20 protein-coding genes and 1 pseudogene are annotated in these 18,239 nt (G+C 70.9%); 11 read left to right on the top strand and 10 right to left on the bottom strand.

Features of this window, described 5'->3' with window-relative positions; genetic code table 11:
* Positions 1 to 56: 56 nt before the first annotated feature.
* The 3 genes from ABIE21_RS01345 to ABIE21_RS01335 are packed head-to-tail and all read right to left on the bottom strand — an operon-like array spanning position 57 to position 1,936.
* Positions 57 to 554, bottom strand: a complete 498-nt coding sequence (locus tag ABIE21_RS01345; protein ID WP_436232294.1) for a GNAT family N-acetyltransferase — start codon at positions 552 to 554, stop codon at positions 57 to 59.
* A gap of 3 nt (positions 555 to 557) precedes the next feature.
* On the bottom strand, positions 558 to 1,574 hold the full coding sequence (locus ABIE21_RS01340) for a hypothetical protein (RefSeq protein WP_354022986.1): 1,017 nt from the start codon (positions 1,572 to 1,574) through the stop codon (positions 558 to 560).
* 26 nt (positions 1,575 to 1,600) lie between these two features.
* Positions 1,601 to 1,936, bottom strand: coding sequence for a hypothetical protein (locus ABIE21_RS01335; protein WP_354022985.1), 336 nt, complete (start codon positions 1,934 to 1,936; stop codon positions 1,601 to 1,603).
* 156 nt (positions 1,937 to 2,092) lie between these two features.
* On the opposite strand from ABIE21_RS01335, the gene ABIE21_RS01330 reads away from it, so the two are divergent.
* A complete protein-coding gene (locus ABIE21_RS01330; protein ID WP_354022984.1) occupies positions 2,093 to 2,383 on the top strand; it encodes a hypothetical protein in 291 nt (96 codons plus the stop codon).
* 68 nt (positions 2,384 to 2,451) lie between these two features.
* A complete protein-coding gene (locus ABIE21_RS01325) occupies positions 2,452 to 3,768 on the top strand; it encodes an LssY C-terminal domain-containing protein (protein ID WP_354022983.1) in 1,317 nt (438 codons plus the stop codon).
* Here ABIE21_RS01325 and ABIE21_RS01320 read toward each other — a convergent pair.
* Together ABIE21_RS01320 and ABIE21_RS01315 are read right to left on the bottom strand one after the other, a co-directional pair.
* Positions 3,737 to 4,000, bottom strand: coding sequence for a hypothetical protein (locus tag ABIE21_RS01320; RefSeq protein ID WP_354022982.1), 264 nt, complete (start codon positions 3,998 to 4,000; stop codon positions 3,737 to 3,739). The two genes, ABIE21_RS01325 and ABIE21_RS01320, sit on opposite strands and share 32 nt — an antisense overlap.
* Positions 4,001 to 4,079: 79 nt before the next feature.
* Entirely contained in the window at positions 4,080 to 4,790 is a 711-nt protein-coding gene (locus ABIE21_RS01315; protein ID WP_354022981.1) for a head GIN domain-containing protein, read from the bottom strand.
* Between the two features lie 104 nt (positions 4,791 to 4,894).
* On the opposite strand from ABIE21_RS01315, the gene ABIE21_RS01310 reads away from it, so the two are divergent.
* Positions 4,895 to 5,308, top strand: a complete 414-nt coding sequence (locus ABIE21_RS01310; RefSeq protein ID WP_354022980.1) for a pyridoxamine 5'-phosphate oxidase family protein — start codon at positions 4,895 to 4,897, stop codon at positions 5,306 to 5,308.
* A 6-nt stretch (positions 5,309 to 5,314) separates the two neighbouring features.
* Here the strand turns inward: ABIE21_RS01310 and ABIE21_RS01305 are convergent, their stop codons facing one another.
* Positions 5,315 to 5,623 carry a DUF4190 domain-containing protein gene (locus ABIE21_RS01305; RefSeq protein ID WP_354022979.1) on the bottom strand — a complete coding sequence of 103 codons (309 nt, stop codon included), beginning with the start codon at positions 5,621 to 5,623 and terminating at the stop codon, positions 5,315 to 5,317.
* A 71-nt stretch (positions 5,624 to 5,694) separates the two neighbouring features.
* Between ABIE21_RS01305 and ABIE21_RS01300 the strand changes: the two genes are divergently transcribed.
* Positions 5,695 to 6,492, top strand: a complete 798-nt coding sequence (locus tag ABIE21_RS01300; protein WP_354022978.1) for a putative protein N(5)-glutamine methyltransferase — start codon at positions 5,695 to 5,697, stop codon at positions 6,490 to 6,492.
* Here the strand turns inward: ABIE21_RS01300 and ABIE21_RS01295 are convergent.
* A complete protein-coding gene (locus ABIE21_RS01295) occupies positions 6,489 to 6,941 on the bottom strand; it encodes a GNAT family N-acetyltransferase (protein ID WP_354022977.1) in 453 nt (150 codons plus the stop codon). The two genes, ABIE21_RS01300 and ABIE21_RS01295, sit on opposite strands and share 4 nt — an antisense overlap.
* A gap of 62 nt (positions 6,942 to 7,003) precedes the next feature.
* Here ABIE21_RS01295 and ABIE21_RS01290 point away from each other — a divergent pair, with 62 nt between their 5' ends.
* Together ABIE21_RS01290 and ABIE21_RS01285 are read left to right on the top strand one after the other, a co-directional pair.
* Positions 7,004 to 8,065, top strand: coding sequence for an NAD(P)H-dependent flavin oxidoreductase (locus ABIE21_RS01290; protein WP_354022976.1), 1,062 nt, complete (start codon positions 7,004 to 7,006; stop codon positions 8,063 to 8,065).
* Positions 8,066 to 8,172: 107 nt separating this feature from the next.
* Entirely contained in the window at positions 8,173 to 9,573 is a 1,401-nt protein-coding gene (locus ABIE21_RS01285) for an FAD-binding oxidoreductase (protein WP_354022975.1), read from the top strand.
* Positions 9,574 to 9,812: 239 nt separating this feature from the next.
* On the opposite strand, the gene ABIE21_RS01280 is transcribed toward ABIE21_RS01285, so the two are convergent.
* The gene (locus tag ABIE21_RS01280; RefSeq protein ID WP_354022974.1) at positions 9,813 to 9,986 is read right to left on the bottom strand and encodes a hypothetical protein; all 174 of its coding nucleotides are present in this window, start codon (positions 9,984 to 9,986) and stop codon (positions 9,813 to 9,815) included.
* A gap of 88 nt (positions 9,987 to 10,074) precedes the next feature.
* Here ABIE21_RS01280 and ABIE21_RS01275 point away from each other — a divergent pair, with 88 nt between their 5' ends.
* A complete protein-coding gene (locus ABIE21_RS01275) occupies positions 10,075 to 11,190 on the top strand; it encodes a glycerate kinase family protein (protein WP_354022973.1) in 1,116 nt (371 codons plus the stop codon).
* A 60-nt stretch (positions 11,191 to 11,250) separates the two neighbouring features.
* On the opposite strand, the gene ABIE21_RS01270 is transcribed toward ABIE21_RS01275, so the two are convergent.
* Complete coding sequence (locus ABIE21_RS01270; protein WP_354022972.1) at positions 11,251 to 12,690, bottom strand: helix-turn-helix domain-containing protein; 1,440 nt, start codon at positions 12,688 to 12,690, stop codon at positions 11,251 to 11,253.
* Between the two features lie 123 nt (positions 12,691 to 12,813).
* On the opposite strand from ABIE21_RS01270, the gene ABIE21_RS01265 reads away from it, so the two are divergent.
* Both ABIE21_RS01265 and ABIE21_RS01260 read left to right on the top strand, forming a co-directional pair.
* Positions 12,814 to 14,673, top strand: coding sequence for a phosphoenolpyruvate carboxykinase (GTP) (locus ABIE21_RS01265; protein WP_354022971.1), 1,860 nt, complete (start codon positions 12,814 to 12,816; stop codon positions 14,671 to 14,673).
* A gap of 62 nt (positions 14,674 to 14,735) precedes the next feature.
* Positions 14,736 to 15,212: pseudogene (locus ABIE21_RS01260) on the top strand (RNA polymerase sigma factor); the annotation flags it as partial.
* Here ABIE21_RS01260 and ABIE21_RS01255 read toward each other — a convergent pair.
* Positions 15,194 to 15,313, bottom strand: a complete 120-nt coding sequence (locus ABIE21_RS01255) for a hypothetical protein (protein ID WP_354024380.1) — start codon at positions 15,311 to 15,313, stop codon at positions 15,194 to 15,196. The pseudogene ABIE21_RS01260 and the gene ABIE21_RS01255 overlap by 19 nt on opposite strands.
* On the opposite strand from ABIE21_RS01255, the gene ABIE21_RS01250 reads away from it, so the two are divergent.
* The gene (locus ABIE21_RS01250) at positions 15,313 to 16,095 is read left to right on the top strand and encodes a hypothetical protein (protein ID WP_354022970.1); all 783 of its coding nucleotides are present in this window, start codon (positions 15,313 to 15,315) and stop codon (positions 16,093 to 16,095) included. The two genes, ABIE21_RS01255 and ABIE21_RS01250, sit on opposite strands and share 1 nt — an antisense overlap.
* 77 nt (positions 16,096 to 16,172) lie before the next feature.
* The gene (locus tag ABIE21_RS01245) at positions 16,173 to 18,218 is read left to right on the top strand and encodes a TPM domain-containing protein (protein WP_354022969.1); all 2,046 of its coding nucleotides are present in this window, start codon (positions 16,173 to 16,175) and stop codon (positions 18,216 to 18,218) included.
* Positions 18,219 to 18,239: the final 21 nt, after the last annotated feature.

Raw genomic sequence — 18,239 nt, 5'->3', positions numbered from 1 at the left:
TCTAGCGGGTGAGGGCACCAGTAAACTCCTGATCCGGCCGGTCCGGAAGGGCTCGGTCAGTCGGGAACGGTGTACTTGAAACCGACGTGCGAAGCGGTGAAGCCGAGTCGCTCGTAGAACCGGTGGGCGTCGACGCGTGCCGCATCGGAGGTGAGCTGCACGAGCTTCGCGCCGAGCGCGGGCGCCTCGGCGACCGCCCAGCGCATCATCGCACCGCCGATGCCGCGATCGCGCTGGTCGGATCGCACACGCACCGCTTCGATCTGCAGCCGAGACGCCCCGACCCGCGCCAGTCCGGGAATGGTCGTCAGCTGCATGGTGCCGAGAACGTCGCCGGCATGGGATGCCACGACGAGCAGCTGCTGCGCGGGATCGACGTCGATCGCGGCGAATGCGCGCTCGTAGGCCGGCAGGTCGCCGCTGCCGGCCACGTCGCCGCGAGCCGCACTTATCGGGTCGTCGGCGAGAAGCGAGATGATGGCCGGCAGGTCGTCGGCGGTCGCTCGGCGCAGGATCACCGGACCGGAGGCGAGCGGGAGTATCACGTCGCGCACGGCTCAGGCCCGCTCTTCGCCGAAGCGGGCGAGATCGACGGCGTAGATCCAGCGTTTTCCGGGAAACTCGGTGACCGACCACAGCTCGCCGCGCTCGGGCCACACGGCGAGGTCCTCCGGACCCGGCGGCAGCACCCCCTCGTGTCGGACCATCGCGTCGGGTGTCCCCACCCACAGGTCGGCGCCGAGCTTGTCGCCGCGGCTCGCGTTCACGAACCAGCGGCCGTCGTGCACGGCCACGCCCTGCATCTCGGCGATGCCGGGAACATGTGTCTCGTCGATCGTCGTCACGTCGCCCCGCACGCTGAGCCGGGCCAGGCGCCGACGGTCGTGCTTCGCGTACTCGCCGGCCACGATGCGCAGCACCTCGGCCTCGTGCTCTTCGCGGGTGCTGGTCTCGGCAGCGATGAACGAGTACCGCATCCGCCCCGCGTCTGCGTCCTTCGGCGGGCGGTGGCTCGCGAACTCCGGCAACAGGTAGCGGTAGCCGAACGGCCCGGCCGACCGCCGCAGCAGGCCGCGGGACGGCGCCCGGACGAGGTCGCCGAGGCGGAACTCGCGGATGCCGCCCAGGGTCGCCGACACCAGCAGGCGATCTCCGGCGATGACGATGCCCCCGGCGTGCACCACGACCGGGTCGTATCCGCCGCGTCGGGGCGACACCAGCAGCACATGGTGGTAGCGCGGGCGTCTCTCATCGCGCAGGTCGATCACGCTGATGCGCGAACCCATGTCGCGGCCGCGTCTGCGCTGGGCGAACCAGCTGGTGATCACGACCGGCCCGCCGTCGTGCTCCCCTACCGCGACGCCCTGCGGCCACCAGGTCTGGGAGAAGACGTCGACGAGTCGCCACCGGAATCCGCGCACCGCGGCGGAACCCGGCACCCGCGCCCGACGAGCGCGGTGGCCGCGTCTGGCGAGGAGCCCGCCGAGCCCGATGGTGGTCGATCCCGCCGCCGAATCGTCGATCAGAGCCCGGTCGGTGAACGATGTGCGGAGCTCGGGGTGTGCGGCAGCCATGCGAAAAGCATCGCACGGTGCGTGGGCTAGTAGACGAACAGCTGCCCGAGAACGACGATGGCGATGACGACCACCGCGACGACGGCGACGAGCACTCTGATGCCGCGGTCGGACAGCTTGGCGATGCCGAACCCCACGATGAAGGGCAGGGAGGCGAAGAGGAGGGTGACTATCCACCAGAAGGCCACATAGCCGGCCTGCGACGCCTCCTCCAGCCGCCCGCCGAACAGCCGTTGAGTCGCCGGCTGTGTCGCGAAGGCGAATGCAGTCGAGACCGGGAACGCGACGAGGACGGCGGTGATGAGGCCGGCGAATGCCCCCCACCAGCCCGCGCTCTTCTCGGCACTGCGGCTGTCGATCATCTGTGGCCTCCTCTCGTCGGCACTCATGATGCAATGCAGCCGTCGCGCACGACTCACCCGCGCCGGGCTACAGCGGCCCGGTTGTTGCCCGGCAGCGTCGGATAGTCCATTATGTGAACACGAGAAGTTGTTGGGTATGGGTTCGAGGGGGAACGCATGACTGTGCAAGACCGCGAGACGACGTTCGAGCTGCGACTGGCTCGCATCCGCAACGACATCTACCACCGCGAGCGCACTTCGACCGAGCTGCAGCGCGTCAGTGAGTTCGCCGACCGGGCGTTCACCGCCTTCCCCGAGCTTCTCGAGAACGTGCGCGGCAGCATCGTCGGAGCGGCCGACGCCCTCGCCGGGAGCGCCCTCGCCCTGCGCGGCCCAGACTCGTCGTCGCCCGGCGAGGCCCGCGCGCGAATCGTCGCGATCATCGAGGAGCGCTCGCGCACCCGCTGACGCACGGGCGACCGCCTGACGGCGGTCTCCCCCTCGCGCCGAGCCGCGACTGACGCTACGTTCACATCGTGGAGAGCCGCAGAAGAGCAGTACGCCAGGCCTTCGACAGCGCGCTCGACTGGGCGTTCTTCGTGTTCGGCGGGGCCGCCGCCGTCTGGCTCGCCGCCCTCGTGTTCTGGGACAGCTTCGACTTCGGCTGGTGGCAGATCGCCGTCATAGTGGTGTTCTGGATGTTTCTCGCGTATCTCGTGCTGCCGCGCCTGCACCGCATCCTCACGCGGATCTACGTGCCCGAGTACTTCATCGGCCGGGCGCGTACGAGCGACGGGCTGCTCGGCGACCCGGTGAACCTGGCCCTGCTCGGCACCGAGTCGCAGGTGCACGAGGTCATGTCGCGGGCGGGGTGGACGATGGCCGACGACCTGTCCGTCGCGACGGGCTGGCGGATCGTGACATCCACTCTGCTGCGGCGCAGCTATCTCGAGGCGCCGGTCAGCCCGCTGCTGCTCTTCACCCGCAAGCAGGACTTCGCCTATCAGCAGGAGGTCGACGGCTCCCCGGGCAGGCGGCATCACGTACGGTTCTGGCGTTGCCCAGCAGGGTGGAAGCTTCCGGGAGGCCGGGACGCGGAGTGGCTGGCGGCCGGAACGTACGACCGCAGCGTCGGCCTGTCGCTGTTCACCCTGCAGGTCACGCACAAGATCGACGCGAACACCGACGCGGAGCGCGATCACGTCGTCAGCAGCATCGAGGCAGCCAACCCGGCGGTGGTCGTCGACGTCATCGAGGACTTCTCGACGGGCTACCACGCCCGCAACGGCGGCGGCGATGCCATCGCGACCGACGGCAACCTGCCCGTCGTCGACCTGCGGCACGTGCGCGGGCCGATCGCCGCGCACGTGGACTTCACGACCGACAGCCGGGACCGCCGCCCCGCGCCCACCGTGATCGGCGCGGCGTTCGTCTTCGTGCGCGGCCTGTTCGCCCTCTATCTCGCGATCTCGTTGCTCGTGTCGCCCGCCGCGTTCGCGTCCGACCTCGCGGTCGTCCCGGCGGGGGGCGAGCGCACGGTCGCGTTCTGGACGGTTGTGGGCATTCTCGTGCTGTTCGCGGCGGCCGAGCTCGGGCTGGCCTGGGCGGTGCTGCTCGGGCGCAACTGGGCGAGGCTCGCGGCCATGGCGCTCAGCACCGTCGCGATCCTCGCCCAGGCGGCGAACGTCGTGCAGGGCGGACCGGGGATCACGCTGCAGACCAACCTGCCGGGACTCGCGCTCGACATCCTGCTGCTGCTCGCCCTGTCGAGCGAGCGCGCTCTGGTCTATGCCCGTCGCGAGCGCAAGGCGCCCGCCCTAGTCAGGCCCCGAAGGGGTCCCCCGTCAGCATAAACAGCACGAAGAACAGTACGGCGACCCAGAAGTAGACGATCGACTCGCGTCTCCTGCGCAGCATCAGCGAGAGCACTCCGGCGACGAGGCCTGGTGCCGCCCACGCGGCGGTGGGAAGGGCGAAGGCGATCGCGGCGAGCTGGGCCACGGCCCAGGTCAGGCACACGGGCAGGGCGAGCGCGTCTCCGGCCGAACGACGCTGCCTGACGATCCGCTCGCGCTGAACCGCCATGCGCTGAACTCCCCCGTGTCGACGCCCCGGACGGGCGCTCACGGGAATGCTACTGGTCGAAGACGACGGATCGGTCCGGTTAGAACTCCGACACGTCGCCAGACCCGGCCACGTCGGAGTCGACTCGGGCGCCGCCGGTGTGCCGCACCGACCCGCTGCCGGCGATCGACACGTCGAGGGTGTCGGTCGCGTGCACCTCGGCGTCGCCGGAGCCCGCGATGCTGATGGTGGCAGTGTCGCTCGTCAGTCCGCGCCCCAGGTAGTCGCCGGAGCCGCGGATGGTCACCGACTGCTCCGCCGTCTCGCCGCTGAGCCGCACGTCGCCCGATCCGGAGACGGACACGACGACGCTGTCGGCTTCTAGCGAGTCTCCCGTGACGTCTCCCGAGCCTCGGATTTCGATCTCGACCTCGCGAGCGCCGGAGAAGTCCGCCTCGACGTCGCCCGACCCCTCCACTCCGATCGAGTCCAGCTGCGGCAGGGTGAGCTCGTACCGCACTCGGCCGAGCCCCGGCATCATGGGCCCGTCGCTGTCGAGCATAAGAACGCCGTCGACGACCTCGAAGGTCAACGCCTCGAACGCGCGCTCGCTCGCGGTGGTGGTGAGGCTCGCGGCGTCTCCCCGGGTTACGACGAGGTCGCCCGAGGTGCGCAGCATGACCGCCGACGCCTCGCCGACCCGCTGCTCGCGCGTCACGGGCGGGCCGGCGTCGGGCAGCAACGCGCACCCGCCGACCGCGACGATCACGGCCGCGCCGACCGTTGTGAGTCCGAGAATTCGAGCGAGCATAGAAGCCTCCACGTGTGCGACGGACCGACTGAGTGAGCCTCATCGAGTGTAGAACCGCAGGCCGACGGCGACGAAGCGGCTTGCGCACTGGCAAGATTGGGCTGGTGACCACAGACCTCTCGCCCGACGCACTGCAGTTCGTCGCGGACCGCCATCTCGCCATGCTGTCCACCGTCGCGCGCGACGGGACCATCCATCAGGTAGCGGTGGGCTTCACGGTGCACGACGGGGTCGTGCGCATCATCACGCGCGACGGCAGCCAGAAGGTGCGCAATGTGGAGCGAGATTCCCGCGCGACGGTGGGGCAGGTCGACGGCGCGCGCTGGATCAGCTTCGTCGGAACCGCTGTGATCGAGCGTGGACGAGACGCGATCACCCTCGCGGAGAACCTCTACGCGGAACGCTACCGTCAGCCGCAGCCGAACCCGCAGCGCGTGGTCATCCGCATCGCCGTCGACCGCGTTCTCGGGTCGAGCGGGATGCGCGCGGCCCAGGCCGCATCCGCACCCCGCTCGTAGCGACCGTTAGTAGCTGCTGCTGCCGCCCTGTGTCGCGATCAGAACGACGAAGAACAGGATGTACGCGATCACGAACAGCACGCCGAGAGACGTGAACACGTAGCCGAGGATGAGGCCGGCCTTGGCGAGACCCTCGCCCTGCTCGCCCGTGCGGCGGATCTGCGACATCGCGATGTGACCCGTGACGATGGCCGCGACCGGCATCACGAAGGCGGCGATCAGCGAGATGATGGCGAGGACGTTCGTCTTCGCTTGAACGGCGTAGGCGTTCTGGTAGGCGGGGGCGGGCGGCGGAACCGGTGAATAATCGCTCATGTACTAGATCGTAGTGGCGCACGGGCGGCGTCCTCGCGAAGCGGCGACATGCTGGAATACGATGAGGCCCTATGCCCGCCTCATCGCCGAGAGTGCGGCCGCGCGACCTCGTCGCCCGGCTGCGTGCCGCCGGCTGCGTCTTCGCGGAAGACGAGGCACGCCTGATCGCGCGACAGGCGCACTCGCCCGCCGAGGTGGAACGACTCGTCGCTCTGCGGGAGTCGGGCCGTCCGCTGGAACACGTGCTCGGCTGGGTCGGGTTTCTCGGCTCGCGGATTCTGCTCGATCCCGGCGTCTTCGTGCCACGGCGCCGCACCGAGCTGCTCGCCCGCGCCGCGATCGGGATCGTGCGTCCGGGGGACACCGTGGTCGACCTGTGCTGCGGCGCCGGCGCGGTCGGCGCGGCCATCGCGGCCGCTGTCGACGGAGTGCACCTGTTCGCTGCCGACCTCGACCCGGCGGCCGTGCGCTGCGCCCGACGCAACCTGCCGCCCGACGCGGTGTTCGAGGGCGACCTGTTCGAGGCGCTGCCCGCGACGCTGCGAGGCGGTGTCGACGTGCTGGTCGCGAATGCGCCGTACGTGCCGACGGAGGCGATCCCGCTCATGCCGGTCGAGGCTCGTCGGTTCGAGGCGCGGATGGCGCTCGACGGTGGCGGCGACGGACTCGACGTTCAACGGCGCATCGCCGCGGAGGCACCGCTCTGGCTCTCGTCGCACGGGGTGCTGCTCGTCGAGACGAGCGGTGCGCAGGCGGGCCTCACAGCCCGCATCATGCGAGACGCGGGGCTGGAACCCCGGATCGTCGCCTCGAAGCGGCTCGACGCCACGGTAGTAGTCGGCTCCCTCGGCTCGCGGAGCGACTCCTAGGCCGGCCGCGCAGACGGCCTGACGAGGAAGACGTCGATCTCGTCCTCCCGTTCGAAGACGAAGCCGTGGCGCTCGTAGAGGCGACGGGCTGCGCTGCCCTGCAGGACGTTGAGACGGAACGGCAGGTCGTCAGGCGACTCGTCCAACAGCGAGCGAAGCACCGCGCTGCCGACCCCGCTGCCCTGGTGGCGCGTCGCGAGGTAGAAGTGCTCGATCCAGCGCTCCCCCGGCTCGCGGCGCACCGCCACCGAGCCGACCGCCTCGCCGTGGATCTCGATCACCCGCGTGTGCTCCACGGCGAAAGCGCGGAGGAAACGCTCCCGAACCCACACCGGGTCGAAGCGGCCGAGTCGCTCCAGATCGGGGCGCATCACCTCGGCCCGAAGTTCGGCGATCCACGCGGCGTCGGCGGGAGTGCTCGGCCGCAGGGTGTGGTGAGTCGATGACATCCCACCATTCAACACCGCGCCTTCACCACCGCGTCTCGGCCCCCCGTCGCTAGAATCCCAGCATGGCCGACACCCTCGCACCCACACCGGCGACCCGACTCTTCGGAATCGAGGTTCCCGTGGTGCTCGGACCCTTCGGCGGTATGTCGTCGGTGCGTCTCGCCGCCGCCGTGAGCGACGCCGGCGGTCTCGGTTCGTTCGGCCTCTACGGCTACCCGGCCGATCGCATCCGGGAGACCGCGGCGCTGCTGGCGGCGGCCACCGACCGGCCTTTCGCCCTCAATCTCTGGCTTCCCCTCGACGGCTCGGACACGCTGCGGGTGTCCGCCGACGAGTTCGACGCCTACGCCGAGGCGCTGCGCCCCTACTTCGACGAGCTCGACCTGCCGCTGCCGGCGATGCCCGAGCGCTACCTCCCGACGTTCGACGAGCAGATTGAGGCGGCCCTCGACGCACGGCCCGCTGTTCTCAGCTTCGTCTTCGGGGTTCCGCCCGCCCACGTCGTCGATCGCGCGCACGAGCTGGGCATCGTCGTCGTCGGCGCCGCCACGACGGTCGACGAGGCGGTCGCTCTCGAGAGCGGCGGCGTCGACGCGGTCGTCGCCAGCGGCATGGAGGCGGGCGGGCACAGGCCGTCGTTCCTGCGTGCGGCCGAAGAGTCGCTCGTGGGCACCTTCGCGCTCGTGCCGCAGGTCGCCGACGCCGTGCGCGTACCGGTCGTCGCCGCGGGCGGCATCGCCGACGGGCGCGGACTCGCCGCCGCACTCACACTCGGGGCCCACGCGGCTCAGGTCGGTTCGGCGTTCCTCGCCACCGAGGAGTCGGCCGCCGTGCCGGCGTATCGCGATGCGCTGCGCAACCGCGCCGGCCGCACGGTGCTCACTCGCGCCCTCAGCGGCCGGCTGGCCCGTGGCATACCGACGAGGATCACGGATGCCGCGGAGCCGGCGCCCTTCCCGGTGCAGAACTGGCTCACCGGCCAGTTTCGTCCGACCGCCGCCGAGCGCGGGGTCACCGACCTCATGTCGCTGTGGGCCGGCCAGTCGAGCCCGCTCGCGCGGGGCGACCACGCCGCCGATGTGCTCCAGGAGATGGTGCGCACCGCGGCGTCGCTGCTGCCGTAGTCGCGCCGCCGTGCACGCCGGCACAACGGGTTGTCCACGCCGATGAGACGTGCTTACAGTGACACTGACGCGGGGCAGCGACGCCCCCAGAGGTGCACGAGGTCGTCATGCTTGATCAAGAACTCGAAGAACTACGAGCCGCGATCGACGGGGAGCTGATCCTTCCCGGGGCTCCCGCCTACGACGAGGCACGACGGGTCTGGAACGGCATCATCGACCGCCGCCCGCTCGCCGTCCTCCGCTGTGACTCGACTGCGGACGTCACCGCCGGCATCCGCTTCGCCCGGGCCAACGACGTCCCCGTGGCGGTTCGCGGCGGCGGGCACAACGTCGCCGGCCACGGAACCGTCGACGACGGCATAGTGCTCGACCTGGCCGCGCTGAACGAGGTGGCCGTCGACACCGACTCCCGCAGCGTGCAAGTGGGTGCGGGCGCCACCTGGGGGCAGGTGGACGCGGCCACGCAGCAGCACGGACTGGCGGTTCCCGGCGGGGTGTTCTCCCGTACCGGGGTCGCCGGGCTCGCCCTGGGCGGCGGCTACGGCTGGCTGCGCAACGCCTACGGGCTCACCTGCGCCAGCCTCATCGGCGCGGAGCTCGTGACGGCCGACTCGGAGGTTCTCGACGTCGACTCGCGCAGCTACCCCGACCTGCTCTGGGCGCTGCGCGGCGGCGGCGGAAACTTCGGAGTCGTCACCCGCTTCACCTTCCGGCTGCACGCCGTCGGTCCCGATGTGTTCTTCCTGCTCGCCTTCCACGACGCGCGCCACAGCGGCGCGACCCGCGGCTTGCGGGCGTTCCGGCACTTCTGCGCGACGGCCCCGAACAACGTGAGTCTCGTCGCGCTGCTGGGGGTCGTCGAAGACGGGGCGCCCGGCTTCCCGCCCGGTACGGCGGGTCGGCCGTTCATCGCCTTCGCCGGCATGTTCGTCGGCGACCCGGAGGAGGGCGAGCGGCTCCTCCGCCCGCTGCGCAAGTTCGGCGAGCCGCTGTACGACGCGTCGGGCACCATGCCGTACACCGAGGTGCAGAAGGCATTCGACGCCGACTACCCCGACGGCGGACGCTACTACTGGAAGTCGACGAACATCGTGGAGCTCAACGACACGGCGATCGACCTCATCACGGCGACCGCGACGATGCCGGCCTCCCGGCTGAGCACCGTCGACGTGTGGCACGTCGGCGGCGCAGCCGCGCATCCCGTCGACGGGGCGTTCACGACCTCGAAGGCGGCGTTCCTCGTGAACCCGGAGGCGAACTGGGTCGACGCCCACGACGACGCGAAGAACATCGCGTGGGTGCGCGGACTGGTCACGGCGCTCGCCCCGTACTCCGACGGAACGCGCTACCTGAACTTCGCGGGCTTCCAGGAGGAGGGCACGTCGCTCATGCGCGCCTCGTTCGGCGATCACTACGACAGGCTCGCCGCGATCAAGGGCGAGTGGGACCCCGCGAACCTGTTCCGGCTGAATCAGAACGTCCGGCCGATGACGGTGATCGAGCGCTGACCGTCTCAGCGCTGACCGTCTCAGCGCTGACCGTCTCAGCGGGCCCGGACGCGCGAATGCCCGGAACCCCTCGCACTGAGCGGGGAGTTCCGGGCATTCGGGTGTTAGCGGTCCTTCGAACCGGCCTTGGCCTTCTTGTCGGCGCGCTTTTCCTTCAGCGACTTGCCGGCAGCCGTCTTGGGCGTGGACTTCTTGGGCGATTTGTCAGCCATGTGTGACTCCCTCGGTCGATTGTTGCGTTAGCCGTCGATGCGCTTCAGCACGTGAATGGGCAGAGCCACACCCGCGCTCGTGATGAGGATTCCGGCGAGGAATGCCGCGAATTCAAACCCCTCGATTTCGAAGGCGTAACCCATCAACAGGATTCCTCCGACGAAAAGACCAAGGGACACGACGAAGGCGATGACGTTCATGCTGCGATTCTAGTCAACCCGGCGCGTGGCGCACAGCCAATCCGGCGGCGAGCTACGGATGCGCGATGCCTCCGATACGCTGGCGAGCATGTCGCCGTCGATTGTCATCGCCCCGGATTCGTTCAAGGGGTCGCTCTCGGCCCGCGAGGTCGCCGACGCGATCGCGGCCGGGTGGAGATCCGTCAGCCCCGACGACGACCTCATCCTCGTGCCGCAGGCCGACGGCGGCGAGGGCACGGTCGACGCGATCGAGTCGGCGGTTCCCGGCTCGGTGCGCCGCTCGGCGGGGCTCGTCACCGGCCCCGACGGACGCCCCACCCCCGGCGAATGGCTGCAGCTGCCGAGCGGCGCAGCCGTGGTCGAACTGGCCTCGTCGAGCGGTCTGCCGCTCATGCACTCCCCCGATCCGCTCGGCGCGTCGACGCGCGGCCTCGGCGAGGTGATCCGCGCGGCGCTCGAGGCCGGTGCGACGTCGCTCGTCATCGGGCTGGGCGGCTCGGCATCGACGGACGGCGGCGCGGGCGCGCTGGCCGCTCTCGGACTCCGGCTCACGGATGACTCGGGGTCGGTGCTGCCCGACGGCGGCGGCGCTCTCGCCCACCTCGCACACGCCGACCGCTCCGCCCTCATGGCCGCGCCAGCCGGCGGGGTCACCCTGCTCAGCGACGTCACCGCTCCCCTGCTCGGCCCGACCGGGGCCGCCGCGGTCTTCGGCCCGCAGAAGGGCGCGACGGAACACGACGTCGCCACGCTCGACGCCGCCCTCGCCCGGTTCGCCCTGGTGCTGGGCGGCGACCCGGAGCTGCCGGGAGCCGGCGCGGCGGGAGGCACCGGATTCGGGCTCTCCGCGGTGTGGGGAGCGACGCTCGAGTCCGGAGCCGACTACCTCGCCGTGCTCAGCGGCCTGGGCGCCGCAGTCGACGGCGCCGACGTGCTCATCCTCGGCGAGGGCAGGTTCGATTCGCAGTCGCTCGGCGGAAAAGTCGTCGGGCAGTTGCTGCAACGAGCCGAGGAGCGGGCGGTGCGGCCGGGCGTGATCGCCGGCCAGGTCACGACGACCGCCGTGGTGAACGGCGAGCCGGTGTGGACCGTGTCGCTCGTCGAGCTCGCGGGCTCGGTCGAGGCGGCCATCGCGGAGCCCACGCCCTGGCTGCGCGAGGCGGGCGCCGCGGCGGCCAGGCACTTCGCGCCGACCGGTCCCTGAGCCTGTCGAAGGTGTCCCTGAGCCTGTCGAAGGGCCGACCCCGAGAACGCTCCGACAGCCTCAGCGACCGGCGTCGGCGCTGTGCCGGTCGAGAAACTCGTACAGCTCCTGGTCGTCGACGCCCGGGAAGGTGCCCGACGGCAGCGGCGACAGGATGTGCGCGTGCAGTTTGGCGCTCGACCAGGCGCGTCCCGACCAGCGCTGCGACAGCGTCGCATCCGGACGGCGGCAGCACGCCTCGTCGGGGCAGGTCGACGACAGCCGGTTGGTGATCTCCCGCCCGCGGAACCAGGTCGAGTGCACGAACGGCACCCCGACGGTGATGGAGAACTCCCCCGCGCTCGTGGTGCCGGTCTGCGTCGAGTCGAAGAACGTCCCCTCGGGAGTGTCGGTGTACTGGTAGAACTCGGTGGTGCGGTTGGTTCGCTGGAACGCGACCCTGGCGCTCCAGTGCCGGCAGACGAACTGCCCCTCAGTCGAGCCGGTGACGTCGACGGGAAGCCGCAGGCCGTCGTTCTCATACGCCTTGTACACCGCGCCATCGTCGCCGACCCGCAGGAAGTGCACCTCCATGTCGAGGTAGGCCGTCGCGAGGTTCGTGAACCGCAGGGCCGCGCTCTCGTGCGTCGTGCCGAACGCGTCGCGGAAGTCCTCGACCGCGATGTCGTGGTTGCGCTTGGCCTCGCTCAGGAACGCCACCGCCTGCCGCCTGGGCATGAGGCACGCCGCGGCGAAGTAGTTGATCTCGAGCCGCTGCTGCAGGAAGTCGGCGTAGCTCGCCGGCTCCGCGTGCCCGAGCAGCCGGTGCGCCATGGCCTGCAACGCCATCGACCGTAGCCCGTGCCCGCCGGGAATCGACGCGGGCGGCAGGTAGATGCGCCCGTTGTCGAGGTCGGTGACCGAGCGAGCGGAATGCGGCAGGTCGCCCACGTGCACCAGCTCGAAGCCGAGACGCTCGGCCATCCGAGTCACCGACCGGTGGGTCAGTGCGCCGCCGACGTGGCCCACGGCGGCGACCTCCGCCTCGGCGAGGTCCTCGATGTCGGCGAGGTGGTTGTCGAGCGACCGCATGCGCTGGCGCAGCTCGGTGTTGGAGCGCCGCGCCTCCTCGGGCGTGGCGATGGCCTCGCGCGAACGTCGCGCCAGCTCCCGGTGCAGGCCGACGAGCGCGGTGAGAGTCTCGTCGGCGACCCCCTTGCCCGGTCTCACGACGGGCAGGCCGAGCGACGCGTACAGGCTGCCGCGCTGGAGCCGCTCGAGCTCTATCTCCAGCCCGGCCCGCTCGCTCGGCGGGGCGTCGTCGAGGAGGTCGCCCACCTGCACGCCGAGGGCCGCGGCGATCGCCGAGATGAGGCTCAGCCGGGGCTCACGCCGCCCGTTCTCGATGAGCGACAGCTGACTGCCCGCGATATTCACGGCGACACCCAGCTGGTCGAGCGTCAGTCCGGCGGCGACCCGGAAATGGCGGATGCGGTGGCCCAGTGTCGCAAGATCCTTCATTCTTCGAATCTAGCGAAAGAAGTGGCCATCTTTCCAATACTTTCTACGTATTTAACCCCCATAACCGCGCCACCATATAACTACGAGCAAATTTACCGGCGCCACACTCAGATGGGAACGACGATGAGCATCCTCACCCGCACCGCACCGACACCCGTGATCGCGCCCCGGCCCCGCGAGGTCGCGCGGCTCGCACCCGGCGCTCCGGCCGAGGCCGCGCCATCCGTCGTCGCCTGGGTCGATTCGATCGCCGCCCTCACCACGCCCGACGCCGTCGTCTGGTGTGACGGGTCGCTGCGTGAGAACGACGCGCTCACCCACCTCATGGTCGAGTCGGGCACGCTGACTCAGCTCAACCCCGAGTTCCGGCCGGGAAGCTTCCTCGCCCGGGGAGACGCGAGCGACGTCGCCCGCGTCGAGGACCGGACCTTCATCTGCTCCGCCGACGAGGCCGACGCCGGTCCCACGAACAACTGGCGCGACCCGGCGGAGATGCGCGCCACGCTCGAGCCGCTCTTCGCCGGCAGCATGCGCGGCCGCACGATGTACGTCGTGCCGTTCTCGATGGGCCCGCTCGGGTCGCCGCTGGCCAAACTCGGCGTGCAGGTCACCGACTCCCCCTACGTGGTCGTCTCCACCGGCATCATGACGCGCATGGGCTCGGCCGCGCTCGAACTCATCGACGACGACACCCAGTGGGTGCCCGCCGTCCACTCCGTGGGCGCCCCGCTCGAGCCGGGCGAGGCCGACGTGCCGTGGCCGTGCAACGAGACCAAGTACATCTCGCACTTCCCCGAGACGAGGGAGATCTGGTCGTTCGGCTCGGCCTACGGCGGCAACGCGCTGCTCGCGAAGAAGGCGTTCGCGCTGCGCATCGCCTCGGTCATGGCGCGCGACGAGGGCTGGCTCGCCGAGCACATGCTCATCATCAAGGTCACCAATCCGCAGGGCCGGGTGTTCCACGTCGCCGCCGCGTTTCCGAGCGCGTGCGGCAAGACGAATCTGGCGATGCTGCAGCCCACCATCCCCGGCTGGAGCGTGGAGACCATCGGCGACGACATCGCCTGGCTGCGCCCGGATGCCGACGGCCGCCTGCGCGCCATCAACCCCGAGGCGGGCTTCTTCGGGGTCGCTCCCGGAACCGGCGTGACGACCAACCCCGTGGCGATCGACACCCTGTGGGGCAACACCATCTTCACGAACGTCGCACTGCGCGACGACGGCGACGTGTGGTGGGAGGGCATGACCGACAAGGCGCCCGCGCACCTGGTCGACTGGCGCGGCGAGCACTGGACGCCGACGTCGTCGACCCCCGCGGCGCATCCCAACTCCCGCTTCACGGTCGCGGCACGGCAGTGCCCGACCATCGCGGACGACTGGGACGACCCCAGCGGCGTCGTCATCGACGCGATAATCTTCGGCGGCCGCCGCGCGAGCACCGTGCCGCTAGTGGTGGAGGCACGGGATTGGGAGCACGGCGTCTACCTGGGCGCCACCATCTCGAGCGAACGCACCGCGGCCGCCGAAGGCACCATCGGGGAGCTGCGCCGCGACCCCTTCGCCATGGCGCCGTTCTGCGGGTACAACATGGCCGACCACTGGGCCCACTGGCTCGAAGTGGGGGCGAAGCTCGAGCACGCGCCCGCCGTCTTCCAGGTCAACTGGTTCCGCAAAGACGACGACGGCCGCTTCCTCTGGCCCGGATTCGGCGAGAACGCGCGCGTGCTCGCCTGGATCCTCGACCGGGTCGACGGCACCGCCCCCGCCGAGGAGAGCCCGATCGGCCTGCTGCCGGCGCCCGGCGGTATCCCCGTCGACGACCTCGACCTCGCCCCCGGCGACTGGGAGAAGCTGTTCGAGGTGGACGCCGCCGCCTACTCGCGGGAGGTCGACGGCGTGGGCGAGTTCTTCGACACGTTCGGCGGCCGGGTGCCCGCGGCGCTGACCCGCCAGCTGCTCGAGCTGCGGTTGCGGCTGAAGTAGCACAACGTTCTGCGCACGTCGTGCGTCTTGGAAGATAGAGACCTATCCCAGGAGGCAGAACCGTGTCGCAGGCAGCAGTGGATTCCCCGCACTGGGAGAACGTGGTGAGCCGGCTCGTTGCCGAGCGCGGCGACGCCCTCACCCGCTACGCGTACTTCGTCTGCGGCAGTCAGGACGACGCCGCCGACCTCGTGCAGGACGCCCTCGTGAAGACCTTCGGCCGGTTGCGCAACGGCTTCTCGGTGGACAGCGCCGAGGGATACGTGCGCCGCGCCATCCTGAACACGCACATCGACCGCGGCAGACGAACGACGCGCTGGCGCAAGATCGCGCACCTCACCGCGACCGCGGAGGTCGCCGAGTCGAGCTCGGGCGACACCGAGTCGCGCATCGACCTGCACGAGGAGCTGCAGAAGCTCACCCCACGCGAGCGCGCGTGTCTCGTGCTGCGCTACTACGACGACCTCAAGGTCGACGACATCGCCGCGACGCTCGAGCTCAGCCCGGGCACGGTCAAGCGCTACCTCAGCGACGGGCTCGCGAAGATGGCGATCTCGCTCGCAGAACCCGAGCCGCACACGACGCGTGCGACGCCCACGACATCGACCGACCGACCGACGACCGCACTGGGAGCACGCAATGGCAACTGAACCGAATCTCCGCGACCTGTTCCGCGCCCCCGAGGCCCCCGGCCGCCGGATCGACGTGCAGTCGGTCATCCGGCGCAGCAAGCGCCGCCGACTGCCCGCCCAGGTCGGGATCGGCGGCGCCTTCACGCTCGCCGTCGGCGGCATCGGCTTCGTCGCCGTGAACGAGTTCGGCCCGTCGGGCGTGCAGTCCACGAGCCAGGTCGCGACGACGGCCGAGCAGGGCCAGGCATACGACTCGCCGGCCGACGGGCGTGAAGCCACCGGCGAGACGATGGAGGGCGACGACCTGTCCTCCGGGATCAAGCGCGCTCCCGCCGACCGCATCAACCTGTGCGGCGGACCGCTGGCCGAGGTCGCTCCCAGCCCTACCGGCCTCGTGCTCACCGTCGACTTCCCCGACGCACCCGCGGGTACCGCCCCGGTCACCGGAACGGCGACCCTGACGAACACGGGAACGGAGCCGGTCGTCGGCTACTCGCCGGCCAACCCGGCGATCACGCTGTCGCAGAACGGCATCGTGCTCTGGCACAGCAACGGACCGACGATCATGATGCTGCAGGATGTGACCCTCGCACCCGGCGAATCGCTCGACTACGCGGCATCCTTCACCCCGGTCGTCTGCGCCGTCGAAGACGACACGGCCGAGGCCTTCCGCGACGATCTGCCTCCCGTGGCCCCCGGCGAGTACCAGGTGTCGGCGGCGACAGACGTCACGGTCGACGGAAACGCCGAGCTCGTGACCGGCCCGACCCGGTCGGTGCGCATCGGCTGACGCAACACTCAGGAAGGCGTCGCAGACAAGTCGATAGAATCTCCTCAACTAGCTGGCAACGGCCGAGGAGAGAACCGATGAAGTCGCGAATCGTGGTGGGCGTCTCGCTGCTCGTCGGTCTGATGGCCCTCGCACCGGCGGCGCACGCCGAGGATCCGGTCGATCTGGGCGGTGCCTACGTGCTCGACCAGGCGGGGGTCGTCACGGGCGACGAAGACCGCATCGTCGCCTCGCTCGACTCCCTCTACAACGACACCGGCATCCAGCTGTTCGTCGTCTACGTCGACTCGTTCACCGGCGCTTCGAGCGCCGCGGACTGGGCCGACACGACCGCCACGATCAGCGGGCTCGGCGACAAGGACGCGCTGCTCGCCATCGCGACCGAAGACCGCCTCTACCAGGTGTCGGTCGCCGAGGCGTTTCCGCTGAGCGACTCCGACCTCGCGGAGATCGAACAGAACGCACTGATCCCCGAGCTGCGCGACGACAACTGGGCCGACGCCGCGATCGCCTTCGCCGACGGTCTCGCGGGCAAGGGCGACGACTCGGGGAGCCTGCCGCTCTGGCCCATCGTTCTGATCCTCGTCGCGGCGGTCGGCGGCGCGCTCGTCTACCTGCTGGTGCGGGCCGCCCGGCGCAGGAAGGCCGGCGAGACGTCACTGCCGGCGGGGCAGCTCACCCAGCAGCAGCTCGACGCCAAGGCCTCGAGCCTCCTCGTCGAGGTCGACGACTCGCTGCGCACCAGCGAGCAGGAGGTCGGTTTCGCCGTCGCCCAGTTCGGCGACGACGCGACCAAGGACTTCAGGGCCGCCCTCGCCGCGGCCAAGACGGCGGTGGGAGAGGCGTTCTCGATCCGCCAGAAGCTCGACGACGCCTTCCCCGAGACCCCCGAGGAGAAGCGCGCACTCACCCTGCGCGTCATCGAGCTCGCCGAGAAGGCCGACGCCGACCTCGACGCCCAGGCGGACGCGTTCGACGCGCTGCGTGAGATCGAGAAGAACGCCCCCGCCATCCTCGATTCGGTGGATGCCTCGGCTCGCGCCCTCGAAGCCCGAGTCGCCGCCGCCGAGACCACGACGGCCGACCTCGCCGCCCGGTACGCCCCGAGCACCATCGCCACAGTCGCGGGCAATGCCGCGCAGGCGCGCACCCTGCTCTCGCTCGCCGCCACCACCGCGGCATCCGCCCGGTCGGCTCTCGCGGGCGGCGGTTCTTCGAACGGCAGCGCTACGCCGGCCGGCGGTAGTACACCGGCCGGCCGCGGCACCGGCTCGTCCGCCGTCGCGGTGCGGGCCGCGCAGTCGAGCATCGCGCAGGCAGGGCAGCTGCTCGACGCCGTCGACGCCCTCTCCTCCGAGCTCGCGGCGGCGCAGACCGCCCTCGCGGCCGCCGTCGACGAGCTGCACCGCGACCTGGCCGAGGCGCGTGCGGCATCGAGCGACCTCGCGCCCACGATCGAGGCGACGAGCACGGCGCTGGACGCCATCCTCCCCGACAGCGCCCGCGACCCGATCGACGCCCTGCAACGCGTCGAACGACTCGACGAGACTCTCGCGCAGGCGCTCACCGGTGTGCGCGACCGCCAGCAGCAGGAGGCGAGCGCACGCTCCTCGCTGGAGCGCGTGATGGCGGGCGCCCGCGCCCAGATCTCCGCCGGCGAGCAGTACCTGTCGACGCGGCGCGGCGGCATCGGCCCCGAGGCCCGCACCCGGCTGTCGGCGGCGCAGCAGGCGCTCGACGAGGCGGCCGCGCTCGCCGGGCCCGATCCGGTCGCCGCGCTGTCGGCCGCGCACCGCGCCTCGAGCCTCGCCCAGCAGGGCACAGAGCTCGCCCAGGGCGACGTCGACTACTTCCGCTCCACCACCGGCGGCGGGTTCGGCGGCCCGGCCGCCGGGATCGACACCACCGCGCTCATCGGCGGCATCCTCGGCGGCCTGCTCTCCAGCGGCATGGGCGGCGGGGGCGGCGGCTGGGGCGGCGGTGGCGGCTGGTCGGGCGGCCGCTCAGGCGGCTCGCGGTCCGGCGGCTTCCGATCCGGCGGCGGTGGCGGGTTCGGCGGCAGCTCGCGGCGGTCGAGCGGCGGCTCCCGCGGCGGCCGACGCGGCGGCGGCGGCCGCTTCTAGAAACTTCACGACAGTACCCAT

The sequence above is a fragment of the Conyzicola nivalis genome (assembly GCF_040548875.1).
Taxonomy (GTDB): Bacteria; Actinomycetota; Actinomycetes; order Actinomycetales; family Microbacteriaceae; genus Conyzicola; species Conyzicola nivalis_A.
This window is presented reverse-complemented; position numbering and strand designations above follow the sequence as displayed.

Coding starts and splice junctions, on each gene's coding strand:
- ABIE21_RS01335 (WP_354022985.1), bottom strand. CDS start 1,936: ATGATCGACAGCCGCAGTGCCGAGAAGAGCGCGGGCTGGTGGGGGGCA.
- ABIE21_RS01265 (WP_354022971.1), top strand. CDS start 12,814: ATGAGCATCCTCACCCGCACCGCACCGACACCCGTGATCGCGCCCCGG.
- ABIE21_RS01340 (WP_354022986.1), bottom strand. CDS start 1,574: ATGGCTGCCGCACACCCCGAGCTCCGCACATCGTTCACCGACCGGGCT.
- ABIE21_RS01300 (WP_354022978.1), top strand. CDS start 5,695: ATGCCCGCCTCATCGCCGAGAGTGCGGCCGCGCGACCTCGTCGCCCGG.
- ABIE21_RS01330 (WP_354022984.1), top strand. CDS start 2,093: ATGACTGTGCAAGACCGCGAGACGACGTTCGAGCTGCGACTGGCTCGC.
- ABIE21_RS01245 (WP_354022969.1), top strand. CDS start 16,173: ATGAAGTCGCGAATCGTGGTGGGCGTCTCGCTGCTCGTCGGTCTGATG.
- ABIE21_RS01305 (WP_354022979.1), bottom strand. CDS start 5,623: ATGAGCGATTATTCACCGGTTCCGCCGCCCGCCCCCGCCTACCAGAAC.
- ABIE21_RS01295 (WP_354022977.1), bottom strand. CDS start 6,941: ATGTCATCGACTCACCACACCCTGCGGCCGAGCACTCCCGCCGACGCC.
- ABIE21_RS01280 (WP_354022974.1), bottom strand. CDS start 9,986: ATGAACGTCATCGCCTTCGTCGTGTCCCTTGGTCTTTTCGTCGGAGGA.
- ABIE21_RS01250 (WP_354022970.1), top strand. CDS start 15,313: ATGGCAACTGAACCGAATCTCCGCGACCTGTTCCGCGCCCCCGAGGCC.
- ABIE21_RS01270 (WP_354022972.1), bottom strand. CDS start 12,690: ATGAAGGATCTTGCGACACTGGGCCACCGCATCCGCCATTTCCGGGTC.
- ABIE21_RS01275 (WP_354022973.1), top strand. CDS start 10,075: ATGTCGCCGTCGATTGTCATCGCCCCGGATTCGTTCAAGGGGTCGCTC.
- ABIE21_RS01315 (WP_354022981.1), bottom strand. CDS start 4,790: ATGCTCGCTCGAATTCTCGGACTCACAACGGTCGGCGCGGCCGTGATC.
- ABIE21_RS01320 (WP_354022982.1), bottom strand. CDS start 4,000: ATGGCGGTTCAGCGCGAGCGGATCGTCAGGCAGCGTCGTTCGGCCGGA.
- ABIE21_RS01290 (WP_354022976.1), top strand. CDS start 7,004: ATGGCCGACACCCTCGCACCCACACCGGCGACCCGACTCTTCGGAATC.
- ABIE21_RS01285 (WP_354022975.1), top strand. CDS start 8,173: ATGCTTGATCAAGAACTCGAAGAACTACGAGCCGCGATCGACGGGGAG.